This is a genomic window from Streptomyces sp. NPDC048566, assembly GCF_043199735.1.
Lineage (GTDB): Bacteria > Actinomycetota > Actinomycetes > Streptomycetales > Streptomycetaceae > Streptomyces.
Map to the genome: position 1 here is coordinate 37182 of NZ_JBICWL010000030.1, position 13941 is coordinate 51122.

Annotated in this window: 14 protein-coding genes; 7 read left to right on the plus strand and 7 right to left on the minus strand. The window is 73.8% G+C overall.

Going from position 1 to position 13941, the window contains the following annotated elements:
* Positions 1–6: 6 nt before the first annotated feature.
* The 3 genes from ACGFS9_RS29165 to ACGFS9_RS29175 all read right to left on the minus strand — a co-directional run bounded on the left by ACGFS9_RS29165 (position 7) and on the right by ACGFS9_RS29175 (position 1424).
* Positions 7–180, minus strand: coding sequence for a hypothetical protein (locus tag ACGFS9_RS29165; RefSeq protein WP_393257218.1), 174 nt, complete (start codon positions 178–180; stop codon positions 7–9).
* A complete protein-coding gene (locus tag ACGFS9_RS29170; protein ID WP_393257219.1) occupies positions 180–947 on the minus strand; it encodes an SDR family NAD(P)-dependent oxidoreductase in 768 nt (255 codons plus the stop codon). The genes ACGFS9_RS29165 and ACGFS9_RS29170 overlap by 1 nt, the downstream gene beginning before the upstream one ends.
* A 138-nt stretch (positions 948–1085) precedes the next feature.
* Positions 1086–1424 carry a YnfA family protein gene (locus ACGFS9_RS29175; RefSeq protein WP_393257220.1) on the minus strand — a complete coding sequence of 113 codons (339 nt, stop codon included), beginning with the start codon at positions 1422–1424 and terminating at the stop codon, positions 1086–1088.
* Between the two features lie 191 nt (positions 1425–1615).
* Between ACGFS9_RS29175 and ACGFS9_RS29180 the strand changes: the two genes are divergently transcribed.
* The gene (locus tag ACGFS9_RS29180) at positions 1616–2086 is read left to right on the plus strand and encodes a hypothetical protein (protein WP_393257221.1); all 471 of its coding nucleotides are present in this window, start codon (positions 1616–1618) and stop codon (positions 2084–2086) included.
* A gap of 37 nt (positions 2087–2123) precedes the next feature.
* Here ACGFS9_RS29180 and ACGFS9_RS29185 read toward each other — a convergent pair whose 3' ends face one another.
* Positions 2124–2942, minus strand: a complete 819-nt coding sequence (locus ACGFS9_RS29185) for a DUF6597 domain-containing transcriptional factor (protein WP_393257222.1) — start codon at positions 2940–2942, stop codon at positions 2124–2126.
* Positions 2943–3149: 207 nt separating this feature from the next.
* Between ACGFS9_RS29185 and ACGFS9_RS29190 the strand changes: the two genes are divergently transcribed.
* Together ACGFS9_RS29190 and ACGFS9_RS29195 are read left to right on the plus strand one after the other, a co-directional pair.
* A complete protein-coding gene (locus ACGFS9_RS29190; RefSeq protein WP_393257223.1) occupies positions 3150–4238 on the plus strand; it encodes an LLM class flavin-dependent oxidoreductase in 1089 nt (362 codons plus the stop codon).
* Positions 4235–4915: an FMN reductase gene (locus tag ACGFS9_RS29195; protein ID WP_393257224.1), complete on the plus strand. Its 681-nt coding sequence runs from the start codon at positions 4235–4237 to the stop codon at positions 4913–4915. Before ACGFS9_RS29190 ends, ACGFS9_RS29195 begins: the two co-directional genes overlap by 4 nt.
* A 313-nt stretch (positions 4916–5228) precedes the next feature.
* Here ACGFS9_RS29195 and ACGFS9_RS29200 read toward each other — a convergent pair whose 3' ends face one another.
* The 3 genes from ACGFS9_RS29200 to ACGFS9_RS29210 form a co-directional block, all read right to left on the minus strand.
* Entirely contained in the window at positions 5229–6656 is a 1428-nt protein-coding gene (locus ACGFS9_RS29200) for an ATP-binding protein (RefSeq protein WP_393257251.1), read from the minus strand.
* Between the two features lie 183 nt (positions 6657–6839).
* Positions 6840–7565, minus strand: coding sequence for a response regulator transcription factor (locus ACGFS9_RS29205; protein WP_393257225.1), 726 nt, complete (start codon positions 7563–7565; stop codon positions 6840–6842).
* 73 nt (positions 7566–7638) lie between these two features.
* Positions 7639–9690, minus strand: coding sequence for an APC family permease (locus ACGFS9_RS29210; protein WP_393257252.1), 2052 nt, complete (start codon positions 9688–9690; stop codon positions 7639–7641).
* A gap of 173 nt (positions 9691–9863) precedes the next feature.
* Here ACGFS9_RS29210 and ACGFS9_RS29215 point away from each other — a divergent pair, with 173 nt between their 5' ends.
* Genes ACGFS9_RS29215 through kdpB form a run of 4 tightly spaced genes read left to right on the plus strand, consistent with a single transcriptional unit; the run spans position 9864 to position 13939 of the window.
* Positions 9864–10037, plus strand: coding sequence for a hypothetical protein (locus tag ACGFS9_RS29215; protein WP_393257226.1), 174 nt, complete (start codon positions 9864–9866; stop codon positions 10035–10037).
* Positions 10034–10123: a K(+)-transporting ATPase subunit F gene (kdpF, locus tag ACGFS9_RS29220; RefSeq protein ID WP_393257227.1), complete on the plus strand. Its 90-nt coding sequence runs from the start codon at positions 10034–10036 to the stop codon at positions 10121–10123. Before ACGFS9_RS29215 ends, kdpF begins: the two co-directional genes overlap by 4 nt.
* A 7-nt stretch (positions 10124–10130) precedes the next feature.
* Positions 10131–11795 (plus strand): potassium-transporting ATPase subunit KdpA, encoded by a 1665-nt coding sequence (gene kdpA, locus ACGFS9_RS29225; RefSeq protein WP_393257228.1) that lies wholly within the window; start codon positions 10131–10133, stop codon positions 11793–11795.
* Positions 11792–13939 (plus strand): potassium-transporting ATPase subunit KdpB, encoded by a 2148-nt coding sequence (gene kdpB / locus ACGFS9_RS29230; RefSeq protein WP_393257229.1) that lies wholly within the window; start codon positions 11792–11794, stop codon positions 13937–13939. Before kdpA ends, kdpB begins: the two co-directional genes overlap by 4 nt.
* Positions 13940–13941 lie beyond the last annotated feature (2 nt).

A 13941-nucleotide genomic window follows, 5' to 3' on the forward strand; every position in this document is an offset into this window, starting at 1 on the left:
CGGGCGTCACTTCGCGTGCAGGACCGCGTAGATCATGACGAAGGCGATGATGTGGATGCCGAAGAGGAAGTACGCGAGGTAGTACCAGACGTAGCGTTCGCGCTTCTTCTCCAGGGCGAGGCGGGCCTTCTCGCCCTCGTCCGCGGGGAGCCGGTCCTCGGGTGACGCCGGGGTGGGCATCACCGCTCCCGGTGGACCTTGGTGTTCGACGCCTGGGCGCGGGGGCGCACCACCAGCAGGTCGATGTTGACGTGGCTCGGGCGGGTGACCGCCCAGGTGATGGTCTCCGCGACGTCGTCGGCGGTGAGGGGCTCGGCGACGCCCGCGTACACCTGCGCCGCCTTCTCGGCGTCCCCGCCGAAGCGGGTCAGCGCGAACTCCTCGGTCTTCACCATGCCGGGCGCGACCTCGACGACCCGCACCGGCGTGCCGACGATCTCCAGGCGCAGGGTCTCCGCGAGGACGTGCTCGGCGTGCTTGGCGGCCACGTAGCCGCCGCCGCCCTCGTAGGTGCCGTGGCCCGCCGTCGAGGACAGGACGACCACCGTGCCGTCGCCGCTCGCGGTGAGCGCGGGCAGCAGGGCCTGGGTCACGTTCAGCGTGCCGATGACGTTCGTCTCGTACATCCGGCGCCAGTGCGCGGGGTCGCCGGTCGCGACCGGGTCGGCGCCGAGTGCGCCGCCCGCGTTGTTCACCAGCACCCCGATCGTCGTGAACGCCGTCGCGAAGGCGTCGACCGCCGCACGGTCGGTGACGTCCAGCGCGTACGCCGTCGCCTGGCCGCCGGCCGCGGTGATCTCCTCCGCGAGCGCCTCGATGCGGTCCTTGCGGCGCGCGGTGACGACCACGCGGTAGCCCTCCGCCGCGAGCTGCCGGGCCGTCGCGGCGCCGATTCCGCTGCTGGCGCCGGTGATGACGGCGATACGGGACGCGGCGGCGGGGGTCATACGGCTGCTCCTGCTCCTCGGGGGGTGGCGTCGTACCGCCGGCCGCCGTGCCGACGGGGGCCGGGGCGGACGGGTGCCTGCGGCAAGGATAGGCGGCCCCGGCCGGGCGGGCCGGGGCGGTCCGCGGTCGCGCCCGCCTCAGCCGCCGCCGCGCGGGCCGTACATGATCATGGCCATGCCGGCCAGGCAGATCAGGGCACCGGTGACGTCCCAGCGGTCGGGACGGTAGCCGTCGGCGACCATCCCCCAGGCGAGGGAGCCGGCCACGAAGACGCCGCCGTACGCGGCCAGGACGCGGCCGAACTCGGCGTCCGGCTGGCGGGTGGCCACGAACCCGTACACGGCGAGGGCCAGTACGCCCGCGCCGGTCCACCACGGGCCGCGGTGCTCGCGCACGCCCTGCCAGACCAGCCAGGCACCGCCGATCTCGAAGAGGGCGGCGAGGACGAAGAGGGCGGCCGAGCGGGCGACGAGCATGGGGCCACTGTGGCACGAGGGGTGCGGGGCCCGGCACGGCGGCGGCGCCGGACGGGCGGCGGCCGGGTGTCACCTGATGGAGGGCGCCTGCGGCGCGGTCAGGGTGGGATACATCCGGGGACGGTGGGTTGATGACCCGATGATCGTGACGGTCTCGGGCCGGCGGAGGAAGAGCGGCGGAGGAAAAGGTCATGTGGATGCTGACTGCGGTGGGTCTGCTGGGTTCGGGTGCCGTGCTGGCGGGAGGGGTGGCGGGCGGTGCCGCCGACGCGGGGGTGCCCGAGGCCGACCTCGCCTACCACGGGACCGTGGCCATGGCCGCGGGGCGGATCGACGTCCGGCTCACGCCGCGCAACCACGGTCCGGACGCGGTGGACGACGCGACGGTGAGGCTGCGCTGGTCGGCGCCGCTGGGCGGCGCGCAGGACCTGCCCGCCGGATGCGCGCGGGCGGGGGAGCAGGTGGTGGTGTGCCGCACGGGGCCGCTGCCGGCCGACGGGACGGGCGAGGAGATCCGGCTGACGGTGCGGCTGCGGGACGCGGCCTCCGAGGTGACGCTGGGGCTGGACACGGTGTGGGGCGGCGGTTCGGTGGACCGCAACCACGCGAACGACCGGCAGCAGGTCCTGGCCCTGGACACGGGGGACGTGTACGCGTTCTAGGAAGGGGCGGGCGGGGCGCCCGGGCGCCCCGGCACGGTCAGGAGGGCGGTCTGCGGTTGACCGCGTAGGCCGTCGGGGGTACGCCGACGGTCGCGGTGAAGTCGCGGACGAGGTGGGCCTGGTCCGCGTAGCCGAGGTCGGCCGCGAGGGCGGCCCAGTTCACGGGGGCGGACCCCTCCGCGTGCTCCAGGGCCTCGTGGATGCGGTACCGCAGGATGATCCACTTGGGGCCGACGCCGACGTACTCGGCGAACAGGCGCTGGAGGGCGCGCACCGACAGGCCGTGGGCGGCGGCGAACGGGCCGACGGCGCGGATGGTGCGGTCCGTGCGGATGAGGTCGACCAGGTCGGCCGCGAGGGCGGCGCGGGGATCGGGGCGCGGGGCGAGGCCGAGGAGGAAGGCGTCGAGGGCGGCGACCCGGTCCCGCTCGCCGTCCGGGTCGAGGACGGCGGCGACGGCGTCCGCGGTGCCGGGGAGGACCTCGGCGAGGGGCACTTCCCGGCCCGTGAGGGCGGTGAGGGGGCGGCCGGGGGCGAAGGGGCGGAAGCCGCCGGGGCGGAACTGGATGCCGCACACCCTGCCCCTCCCCTCCAGTTTCCGGGTGAACAGGCCGAGTCCGATGCCGGCCACCTCCGCGAAGGGCGCCGCGTCCGCGTACCGCTGGAAGACGATGTTGACCGAGGGGTGGGGGACCACGTGCGTGGCGTACGGCTCGGCAAGGTCCCAGTCGATCAGCCAGTAGTGCTCCAGGTAGGGGCGCAGCGGCTCGGCGGGCCGGTGCCGGCGGAAGCGGACGTGCGCGATGAGGTCCGCGGCGTCGACGATGCCTCGGGTGTCACGGCGTGGAGCGGCCATGCGCCGATCGTAGGACGGGCGACCGACAGCGGCCGGGACGGCGGTGCCCGCGGTGCCGGACGGTACCCGGAACGGCTGCCTCGCCGTGCCGTCAACGGCTGCCTCGCGGTGCCCGGGACGGCTGCCTCGCGGTGCCCGGAATACCGGGGTGGGAGCGACGGTTCAGAGGTATAGTTGAACCGTCAACAACTTGGAGGGTGAGTGGCCATGCAGTTCGGGATCTTCAGCGTCGGCGACGTGACTTCGGACCCGACCACGGGACGGGAGCCGAGCGAGCACGAGCGCATCAAGGCCATGGTCGCCATCGCGCGGAAGGCCGAGGAGGTCGGCCTCGACGTGTTCGCCACCGGCGAGCACCACAACCCGCCGTTCGTCCCCTCGTCCCCCACCACGCTGCTCGGCTACGTCGCCGCGCGCACCGAGCGGCTCGTGCTGTCCACCTCCACCACGCTGATCACCACCAACGACCCGGTGAAGATCGCCGAGGACTACGCGATGCTCCAGCACCTCGCGGACGGCCGGGTCGACCTCATGATGGGCCGCGGCAACACCGGTCCCGTCTATCCCTGGTTCGGCCAGGACATCCGGCAGGGCATCAACCTCGCCGTGGAGAACTACGCGTTGCTGCACCGCCTGTGGCGCGAGGACGTGGTGACGTGGGAGGGCAGGTTCCGGACGCCGCTCCAGTCGTTCACCGCGACGCCGCGCCCGCTGGACGGAATCCCGCCGTTCGTCTGGCACGGCTCCATCCGCTCGCCGGAGATCGCCGAACAGGCCGCCTACTACGGCGACGGCTTCTTCCACAACAACATCTTCTGGCCCGCCGACCACACCAGGAAGATGGTCGAGCTGTACCGCGAGCGGTACGCGCACTACGGGCACGGCACCGCCGAGCAGGCGATCGTCGGCCTCGGCGGCCAGGTCTTCATGCGGCCCAACTCGCAGGACGCGGTGCGCGAGTTCCGGCCCTACTTCGACAACGCGCCGGTGTACGGGCACGGACCCTCGCTGGAGGACTTCACCGAGCAGACACCGCTGACCGTCGGCTCGCCGCAGCAGGTGATCGAGAAGACGCTGGCGTTCCGCGACTACGCCGGCGACTACCAGCGCCAGCTGTTCCTGATGGACCACGCCGGGCTGCCCCTGAAGACCGTGCTGGAGCAGCTCGACCTCCTCGGCGAGCAGGTCGTGCCGGTGCTGCGCGAGGAGTTCGCCAAGCGGCGGCCGGCCGACGTGCCGGACGCGCCGACCCACGCGGCCCGGGTGGCCGCCGCGCAGGAGGTGACCACCGTATGAAACTCGTCGTCGTCTCGGCGGGGCTGAGCGTCCCGTCGTCCACCCGGCTGCTGGCCGACCGGCTGGCGGCGGCGACGGCCGACCGGCTCCCCGGTGCCGGGCCCGCCGACGTCCGCGTCGTCGAGCTGCGCGATCTCGCCGTCGAGATCGCCCACGCCTTCACCGGCGGCTTCCCCTCGAAGCCCCTGGCGGAGGCGCTCGACGAGGTGACGTCGGCGGACGGCCTGATCGTCGTCACCCCGGTGTTCTCCGCCTCCTACAGCGGACTGTTCAAGTCCTTCTTCGACGTCCTCGACAAGGACGCCCTCGTCGGCAAGCCGGTGCTGATCGCGGCGACCGGGGGCACCGGGCGGCACTCCCTGGTCCTCGACCACGGCCTGCGGCCCCTGTTCTCCTACCTGCGCGCCGTGGTCGTCCCCACCGGGGTGTACGCGGCCTCGGAGGACTGGGGGGCCGAGGGGCTGGCGGAGCGGATCGACCGGGCCGCGGGGGAGCTGGCGGCGTCGCTGTCCGCCCCGGCCGGCGGACCGGCGCAGACCCCGGCCGCCGCCGCGGCTTCCGCCGCCGGCCCGGCCGACTCCGGTTCCCCCCGGCCCGCCCAGGGAGTCCCGGGCGCCCGTGCCGACGGGTTCCGGGTGGTCCCGTTCGAGGAGCGGCTCGCGGCGCTGCGGCCCTGAGCGGCTCCGCGCCCGTCCGCGCCCGCCGCGGTCCGGGGCGGCGCCCCGGCCCGCGGTCCGGCCGGTGGCGTGACCGCGTCACCGGCTCGGGCGCGGAGCGCGCTCCCGACGGTCCGTCGTCCCGGCCCCACCCCGGCCGGGTCCGTGCTCGGCCCCGGCCCGCACTCCGGTCCGGCGCTCGTCCCGCTCCGGGTTCCGGTGGTGCTCTTCCGCCCGGTTCGGGTTCGGACAGGGGGCTGGTCGGACCGTGCGAGGTCCCGCCGGTGCGCGTGCCCGGCCGCGGGCTGGTGGTTCCGGCCCGGGTGGGGCCGGGTCAGCCGCCCGCGGTGAAGCCGATCACCGTGCCGCCGCCGTCGCGGGCGTGGGCGAAGGGGGTGCCCCCGTGGGCGGTCGCCACCTCGCGGACGATGGACAGGCCGAGCCCCGAGCCGGGCAGGCTGCGGGCGTCGGCGGCGCGGTAGAAGCGGTCGAAGACGCGGACCAGGTCGTCCGCTCCGATGCCGGGGCCGCGGTCGCGGACCTCGACGCGGACGGTCCCGGGCCGTGCGCCCGGCGCCGCCGGGCCACCCGGCCGCCCCGTCACCACCACCTCGATCGGCTCGCCGCCGCCGCGGTCGAACTTGGCCGCGTTCTCCACGAGGTTGGAGACGGCGCGCTGGAGGGCGGCCGGGCGGCCGTCGAGGGCGGTGTCCCCGGTGGCGACGAGGGTGATCTCCCGGCCGGTGCGGCGGCGCGCGACGATCACCGCGTCCTCGGCGAGTTCGGCGAGGTCGACGCGGCGCACGGGCTCGGTGTCGGACTGCCCGGCCGCGAGGGCGACCAGTTCGTTGACGAGGTCGGTCAGCTCCCGGGACTCCAGCGCGAGGTCGGCCACGAGTTCCTCGCGCATCTCCGGTGACAGCTCGTCGATCCGGCGGAGCAGGGAGATGTTGGTGCGCAGCGAGGTCAGCGGCGTACGGAGTTCGTGCCCGGCGTCCTGCACCAGGCGGCGCTGGTCCTCCTCGGACTGGGCGAGGCGGCCCAGCATCCGGTCGAAGGAGCGGCCGAGCCGGCCCACCTCGTCGTGGCCGGTGACCGGCACCTGGATGCCGAGGTGCCCGGTCCGCGCGACGTCCTCGGCCGCTCCGGCGAGCCGCACCAGCCGCCGGGTGATGCGCCGGGCCAGCCACCAGCCGAACAGGCCCGCCGCGACGACGACGGCTCCCACGAGCAGCACGGTCCGCTGCTGGAGTTCGCGCAGCAGGTCCTCCGTGTCGCTGAACTGCTGGGCCACCTGCACCGCGCCCCGGCCCCCGCCGAGCGAGACGGTCGCGAGGCGGTAGCGGCCGTCGGCGGCCTCGACGTCCCTGTCCTCCTCGATCCGGCCGGCCGCCGGGTCGCCGGCGACCGTCCGGTCCTGGCGCGTCACGGGCAGCGGGGGGTTGCCGGGGTCCACGACGGAGCCGCCGGGCCCGAGGACCTGCACGTCGGTGCGGCTGGGCCGGATGATGTCGTGGAGCGGGCCGTCGTGGTCGGGGTCGGAGACCGCGAAGTCCGCGGGCCGCAGGGGGCGGGCGCGCACCTCGTCGCGCAGGTCCTGGACGACTTCGGCGAAGACCGTCTGCTGGTCGACGCGGACCAGCCGGGCGGCGGCGTCGTAGCTGAGGAAGCCGACGAGCACGGTGACGGCGGCGGCGACGGCCGCGAAGGAGACGGTGAAGACGGCCCGCAGGGACGACAGCGGGCGCAGCCGGCGGGACAGCCCGGGGAACCGGGACTCCCACGCGGTCCGGGGCGGCCGGCGCCCCGGACCGGACCCGGCGGTGCCGGCCGGGCGGGCGCTCGCGTCCTCGTCCGCGCCGCGGGACCTCCCCGGCCGCCGTCCGGAGGGCGCGCCCCCGGCTTTGTCGCGCGGGTCGGGTTCCCCGGGCGGGCCCGGTGGCACTCAGTCCTCCCGGAGGACGTAGCCGACGCCCCGGACCGTGTGGATCAGCGACGGGGCCCCGGGCTCGTCGAGCTTGCGGCGCAGATAGCCGACGTAGACGGCGAGGTTCTTGGAACCGGGGCCGAAGTCGTAGCCCCAGATGCGGTCGTAGATCGTGGAGTGGTCCAGGACGACACCGGCGTTGCGGACCAGCAGTTCGAGGAGTTCGAACTCGGTCCGGGTCAGCTCCAGCTCCCGCTGCCCGCGCCAGACCCGGCGGGCCTGCACGTCCATGCGCAGCCCGGCCACGGCGACCTGTGCGGCGGCGGCCCGCGGCTCGCGCGGCGGCGCGGCCGGGGCGCCGTCGTCGAGCGGGCCGCCGCCGGTACGGCGCAGCAGGGCGCGCAGCCGCGCGAAGACCTCCTCGACGTCGAACGGCTTGACCACGTAGTCGTCGGCGCCCGCGTCGAGACCGGCGATGCGGTCGGCGGTCTCGACGAGTGCGGTGAGCATCAGAATGGGGGTGCGGTCGCCCTCCGCGCGCAGCACGCGGCAGACCTGGAGGCCGTCGATGCCGGGCATCATCACGTCCAGGACCAGCACGTCCGGCGGGGTCCGGTGCGCCTGGGCCAGGGCCTCCACCCCGTCGGCGACGGCCGTCACCCGGTAGCCCTCCAGGGTCAGCGCCCGTTCGAGGGCGTGACGGATGGCGCGGTCGTCCTCGGCGAGCAGCACAGTCTGGGGCACCGGACCAGTGTGCCAAGCGCGGGGTGGGTGCGGCCCGGCGGGAAGCCCCCGGACCGGGCTTCTTACCGGCCTCTCACTCCGCCGGGCGGGTCGGCCGGGTGTCCGCCGACGCGCCCGCGGGGCCGTGGCGGGCGGGCTGCGGCGGTACCGGTTCGCCCCGCCGGACGGCACCGGGGGCGCGCCCGGCCGGCCGGTCGGCGTGCGCGGAGGAGGTGAGCTGCCAGGGCACGCTCGTGACCATCACGCCCGGGGTGAACAGCAGCCGGCTCTTGAGCCAGAGCGCGGACTGGTTGTGCAGCACGTTCTCCCACCAGTGGCCGACGACGTACTCGGGGATGAACACGGCGACGACGTCGCGCGGGCTGTCGCGGCGCACCGACCGGACGTAGCCGACCACCGGGCGGGTGATCTCGCGGTAGGGGGAGGCGAGGACCTTCAGCGGCACGTCGATCGCGTACTCCTCCCAGCGCCGGCGCAGCTCGGCGGTGTCCCGGTCGTCGACCGAGACGGTCAGCGCCTCCAGCCGGTCGGGGTGGGTGGCGTGCGCGTAGGCCAGGGCACGCAGGGTCGGTTTGTGGGCCTTGGAGACCAGCACGATGGCCAGGACCCGGCCGGGTGGTACGAGATCGGCGTGCGGGTCGGTCACCGCCAGCTCGACCGCGGTGCCGTCGTAGTGCCGCCGGATCGCCCGCATCGTCACCCACAGCACCGCCGCCGCGAGGACCGCCAGCCACGCGCCCTGGGTGAACTTGGTGGCCAGGACGATCAGGAGGACGACGCCCGTGAAGAGCGCGCCGACCCCGTTGACGACGCGCGCCGTGTGGTGCCGGCGGCGGGTGGCCGGGTCGGTCTCGTCGCGCAGCGCGCCGTTCCAGTGCCGCACCATGCCGAGCTGGGACAGCGTGAAGGAGGTGAACACCCCGAGGATGTACAGGTGGATGAGGCTGGTCACGTTCGCCCGGTAGCCCCACAGCAGCAGGCCCGCGACGATCGCCAGGGCCATGATGCCGTTGGAGAAGGCGAGCCGGTCGCCCCGGTTGTGGAGCTGGTGCGGCAGGTAGCGGTGCCGGGCGAGGATCGAGGCCAGCAGCGGGAAGCCGTTGAAGGCGGTGTTCGCGGCCAGGATCAGCACGAGCGCCGTGACGGCCTGGACGAAGTAGAAGCCGGGGCTGTGCTCCCCGCCGAACACGGCCGCCGCGATCTGGGCGATGACCGTGCGCTGGGTGTACGTCGCGCAGTCGCCGCTCAGCCCGGTGAGCCGGCACGCGTCGTCCGTGATGTGCACCTTGGCGACCAGCGCGAGCGTGGTGACGCCGGCGAACATGGCGATGGCGAGGCCGCCCATGGCCGCCAGCGTGGCGGCGGCGTTGCGCGACTTGGGCCTGCGGAACGCCGGCACCCCGTTGGAGATCGCCTCGACGCCGGTGAGCGCCGTGCAGCCCGAGGAGAAGGCGCGCAGCACCAGCATCACCAGTGCCAGGCCCGTCAGGTCCGCGTCGGCGGGGGCGGGCCGCACCCCGTAGGCGGCGCTCTCGGCGACCGGCGCGTCCCCGAGCGCGTAGCGGACCAGGCCGGTGACCACCATGATGAGGACGCCGCCGATGAACAGGTAGGTGGGGACGGCGAAGGCCCGGCCCGACTCGCGTACCCCGCGCAGGTTGACGGCGGCCAGCAGGGCGACGAAGACGAGGGCCAGCAGGACGCGCTGCGGGGCCAGGGCGGGGATCGCCGAGATGATGTTGTCGACGCCGGAGGCGACGGAGACGGCCACCGTCATCACGTAGTCGACCAGCAGGGAGGCGGCGACGACGAGCCCGGCCCGCGGCCCGAGGTTGGTCGACGCCACCTCGTAGGAGCCGCCACCGCTCGGATAGGCGTGCACCACCTGCCGGTAGGACAGCACCACGACCGTCAGGAGTACCACCACCGCGCCCGCGATCCAGGGCGTGAAGTGCACGTACGTCAGCCCGCCGAGCGTCAGGACGACGAGGATCTCCTGCGTCGCGTAGGCCACGGACGACAGCGGGTCGGAGGCGAAGATCGGCAGGGCCAGCCGTTTGGGCAGCAGGGTCCCGTGCAGCTCGTCGCTGCGCATCGCCCTGCCGATCACCAGCCGCTTGAGCATCTCCGTGATGTTCGGCACGGCCGGAGGGTAAGCCCGGCCGGGGGGTGAGCGCGGGTCCCGACACTCGGTCCGGCCGGGTTGTCCCTCCGGACGCCGCCCGTTGCGCCGTGCCCCGGTCCGCTGCGCGCGCGGTCGCCGCATCAGGGATGCGTCAAGGCGGCGCGGCGCCCCGTATGGGAGGCGTCAACGGCGGCGGCACGGCGATGAACAGGGGTTTTGCTCGGGGGGTCCGTTCCGTTCCGCATCTCATCCGGGAGCTCACGATGGCCGACGTGGCCTTCGTCGTCACCACGATCGCGGTGTTCGCGCTGGTGGCACTCGTCGCCAAGGGGGTGATCAGGCAGTGACCGCGGAGAACATCGTGGGCCTGGTCGTGGCCCTCGCCCTGCTGGGCTATCTCGTCCTCGCCCTCGTCCGTCCGGAGAGGTTCTGAGCCCGTCATGAGCCCCGTCCTCGCCGGCGTCCTCCAGCTGCTCGCCCTCATGGCGGCACTGGCCCTCGCCCACCGTCCCCTCGGCGACCACATGGCCCGGGTCTACTCCTCCGACCGGCACCTGCGCGTCGAGAAGTGGATCTACCGCGGCATCGGCGCCGACCCCGACACCGAGATGCGCTGGCCCGCCTACCTGCGCGGTGTGCTCGCCTTCTCGGCGGTCGGCGTCCTCGTCCTCTACCTCCTCCAGCGGCTCCAGGGGCACCTGCCCGGCTCGCTCGGCTTCGCCGCCATCGACCCGGACCAGGCGTTCAACACCGCCGCGTCCTTCGTGTCGAACACCAACTGGCAGTCGTACGCCGGCGAGCAGTCCATGGGCCACGTCCTGCAGACCGGCGGACTGGCGGTGCAGAACTTCGTGTCCGCCGCGGTCGGCATGGCGGTCGCCGTCGCCCTCGTGCGCGGCTTCGCCCGGTCCCGCACGGGCGAACTGGGCAACTTCTGGTCCGACCTGGTACGCGGAACCGTCCGCGTCCTGCTGCCGGTCTCGGTGATCGCGGCGATCGTGCTCGCCGCCTGCGGGGTGATCCAGAACTTCTCCGGCATCCACGAGGTGGGCAACCTCACCGGCGGCGCGCAGCAGTGGAACGGCGGCGCGGTCGCCTCCCAGGAGGCCATCAAGGAGCTGGGCACCAACGGCGGCGGCTACTTCAACGCCAACAGCGCCCACCCCTTCGAGAACCCCACCCCGTTCACCAACCTCTTCGAGGTCTTCCTGATCCTGCTCGTCCCGTTCGCCCTCACCCGCACCTTCGGCCGGATGGTCGGCTCGCTGCGCCAGGGCTACGCCATCCTCGCCACGATGGCGGCGGTCTGGGTCGGGTTCGTCGCGCTGATGATGTGGACCGAGTTCGCCCACCACGGTCCGGCGTTCGACCTCGCGGGCGGCGCGACGGAGGGCAAGGAGACCCGCTTCGGCGTGGCGGCCTCGGCGATCTTCTCGGTCTCCACGACGCTCACCTCGACCGGAGCGGTGGACTCCTTCCACTCCTCCAACACCGGCTTCGGCGGCGGTCTGAACCTGCTGGGCATGCAGCTCGGCGAGATCGCGCCCGGCGGTGTCGGGTCGGGCCTCTACGGCATGCTGATCATGGCGGTCATCGCGGTCTTCATCGCCGGCCTGATGGTCGGCCGCACCCCGGAGTACCTGGGGAAGAAGATCGGCACCCGCGAGATCACGTGCGCGGCGCTGTACCTCCTCGTCACCCCGGCGCTCGTCCTCGTCTTCACCGCCGCCGCGATGGCGCTGCCCACCCCGGGCCACTCGATGACCAACAGCGGGGCGCACGGCTTCTCCGAGATCCTGTACGCCTACACCTCCGGCGCCAACAACAACGGCTCCGCCTTCGCGGGGCTGAACGCCGACACGCAGTGGTTCAACACCACCATCGGGCTCGCCATGCTGCTCGGCCGGTTCCTGCCGATGGTGTTCGTCCTCGCGCTCGCCGGATCGCTCGCCGAGCAGCAGCCGGTACCGGCCACCGCCGGCACCCTGCGCACCGAGAAACCACTGTTCAGCGGTCTGCTGGTGGGGGCGATCCTCGTCATCACCGGCCTGACCTACTTCCCCGCCCTCGCTTTGGGCCCGCTGGCCGAGGGGCTGGCGTCATGACCACGCGTACCGAGAATGCAGAGGACGCCATGTCCACAGTCACCCCGGCGCGGGCGCCGCACGGCGACCTGCCGACCGGCCACCGGCGGGACGAGGGGCGGGCCGGCGCGGCCGGCCCGAACCTCTTCGCCCCGCGGCAGCTCCTGCGGTCGCTGCCCGACGCCCTGCGCAAGCTGGACCCGCGGATCATGGTCAGGTCGCCCGTGATGTTCGTGGTCCTCGTCGGCTCCGTGCTGACCACCGCGTGCGCCGTCTCGGACCCGGGCGACTGGTTCGGCTGGGCGATCAGCGCCTGGCTGTGGCTCACCGTCGTCTTCGCCAACCTGGCGGAGGCGGTGGCCGAGGGGCGGGGCAAGGCGCAGGCCGACACCCTGCGCAGGGCCAGGACCGACACCGTCGCCCGCCGGCTCGGGGCCGACGGCCGCACCGAGGAGCCGGTGCCCGGCACCGCTCTGCGCGTCGGGGACCGGGTGGTCTGCGAGGCGGGCGACGTCATTCCCGGCGACGGCGACGTCGTCGAGGGCGTGGCCTCCGTGGACGAGTCCGCCGTCACCGGCGAATCCGCCCCGGTCATCCGGGAGTCGGGCGGCGACCGCTCGGCCGTCACCGGCGGCACGAAGGTCCTCTCCGACCGCGTCGTCGTCGAGATCACGACCAAGCCCGGGGAGACCTTCATCGACCGGATGATCGCCCTCGTCGAGGGCGCCGCACGGCAGAAGACGCCCAACGAGATCGCGCTGAACATCCTCCTCGCGTCCCTCACCATCGTCTTCCTGCTCGCGGTGGCCACCCTGCCGCCCTTCGCGGACTACGCCGGCACGCACCTCACCCTGGTCGTCCTGGTGGCCCTGCTGGTCTGCCTGATCCCGACCACCATCGGCGCGCTGCTCTCCGCGATCGGCATCGCCGGCATGGACCGGCTGGTGCAGCGCAACGTCCTGGCGATGTCCGGCCGGGCCGTCGAGGCCGCCGGGGACGTGTCGACGCTGCTCCTCGACAAGACCGGCACCATCACCCTCGGCAACCGGCAGGCCGCCGCGTTCCTCCCGGTGGCCGGCACGGACGAGGCCGACCTCGCCGACGCGGCCCAGCTCTCCTCGCTGGCCGACGAGACGCCCGAGGGCCGCTCCGTCGTGGTCCTCGCCAAGGAGGAGTACGGGCTGCGCGAACGCCACCGGGGCGAGCTGTCCGGCGCCGCGTGGGTCGCCTTCACCGCCCAGACCCGGATGTCGGGTGTGGACGTCGGCGGGCGCAGCGTCCGCAAGGGCGCCGCCGGGTCGGTCACGGCGTGGGTGAGGGAACGGGGCGGCACCGTGCCCGAGGACGCCGGGACGCTCTGCGACGCGATCTCCGCGGCGGGCGGCACCCCGCTGCTGGTGGCGGTGGAGGACGCCCGGGGCGCCCGGGTCCTCGGTGTCGTCCACCTCAAGGACGTCGTCAAGGAGGGCATGCGGGAGCGGTTCGACGAGCTGCGCCGCATGGGCATCAGGACCGTCATGATCACGGGCGACAACCCGTTGACGGCGAAGGCGATCGCCGAGGAGGCGGGCGTCGACGACTTCCTCGCGGAGGCGACCCCCGAGGACAAGATGGCGCTCATCAGGCGGGAGCAGGCGGGCGGCAAGCTCGTGGCGATGACCGGCGACGGCACCAACGACGCCCCCGCCCTCGCCCAGGCGGACGTCGGCGTCGCGATGAACACGGGCACGTCGGCCGCCAAGGAGGCCGGCAACATGGTCGACCTCGACTCCAACCCGACCAAGCTCATCGAGATCGTCGAGATCGGCAAGCAGCTGCTGATCACGCGGGGCGCGTTGACGACGTTCTCCATCGCCAACGACGTCGCCAAGTACTTCGCGATCATCCCGGCGCTGTTCGCGGCGGTGTACCCGGGGCTGGACCGGCTCAACGTGATGCGCCTGTCCTCGCCCGACTCCGCGATCCTGTCGGCGGTCGTCTTCAACGCGCTGATCATCATCGCGCTCGTTCCGCTCGCCCTGCGCGGGGTGCGGTACCGGCCGCTCAGCGCGGACCGGCTGCTGCGGCGCAACCTGGCCGTCTACGGGCTCGGCGGCCTCGTCGCCCCCTTCGTCGGCATCAAGCTCGTCGACCTGCTCATCTCCCTCATCCCCGGAATCGGCTGACT

Coding starts and splice junctions, on each gene's coding strand:
- ACGFS9_RS29165 (WP_393257218.1), bottom strand. CDS start 180: ATGCCCACCCCGGCGTCACCCGAGGACCGGCTCCCCGCGGACGAGGGC.
- ACGFS9_RS29170 (WP_393257219.1), bottom strand. CDS start 947: ATGACCCCCGCCGCCGCGTCCCGTATCGCCGTCATCACCGGCGCCAGC.
- ACGFS9_RS29175 (WP_393257220.1), bottom strand. CDS start 1,424: ATGCTCGTCGCCCGCTCGGCCGCCCTCTTCGTCCTCGCCGCCCTCTTC.
- ACGFS9_RS29180 (WP_393257221.1), top strand. CDS start 1,616: ATGTGGATGCTGACTGCGGTGGGTCTGCTGGGTTCGGGTGCCGTGCTG.
- ACGFS9_RS29185 (WP_393257222.1), bottom strand. CDS start 2,942: ATGGCCGCTCCACGCCGTGACACCCGAGGCATCGTCGACGCCGCGGAC.
- ACGFS9_RS29190 (WP_393257223.1), top strand. CDS start 3,150: ATGCAGTTCGGGATCTTCAGCGTCGGCGACGTGACTTCGGACCCGACC.
- ACGFS9_RS29195 (WP_393257224.1), top strand. CDS start 4,235: ATGAAACTCGTCGTCGTCTCGGCGGGGCTGAGCGTCCCGTCGTCCACC.
- ACGFS9_RS29210 (WP_393257252.1), bottom strand. CDS start 9,690: ATGCTCAAGCGGCTGGTGATCGGCAGGGCGATGCGCAGCGACGAGCTG.
- ACGFS9_RS29215 (WP_393257226.1), top strand. CDS start 9,864: ATGGGAGGCGTCAACGGCGGCGGCACGGCGATGAACAGGGGTTTTGCT.
- kdpA (WP_393257228.1), top strand. CDS start 10,131: ATGAGCCCCGTCCTCGCCGGCGTCCTCCAGCTGCTCGCCCTCATGGCG.
- kdpB (WP_393257229.1), top strand. CDS start 11,792: ATGACCACGCGTACCGAGAATGCAGAGGACGCCATGTCCACAGTCACC.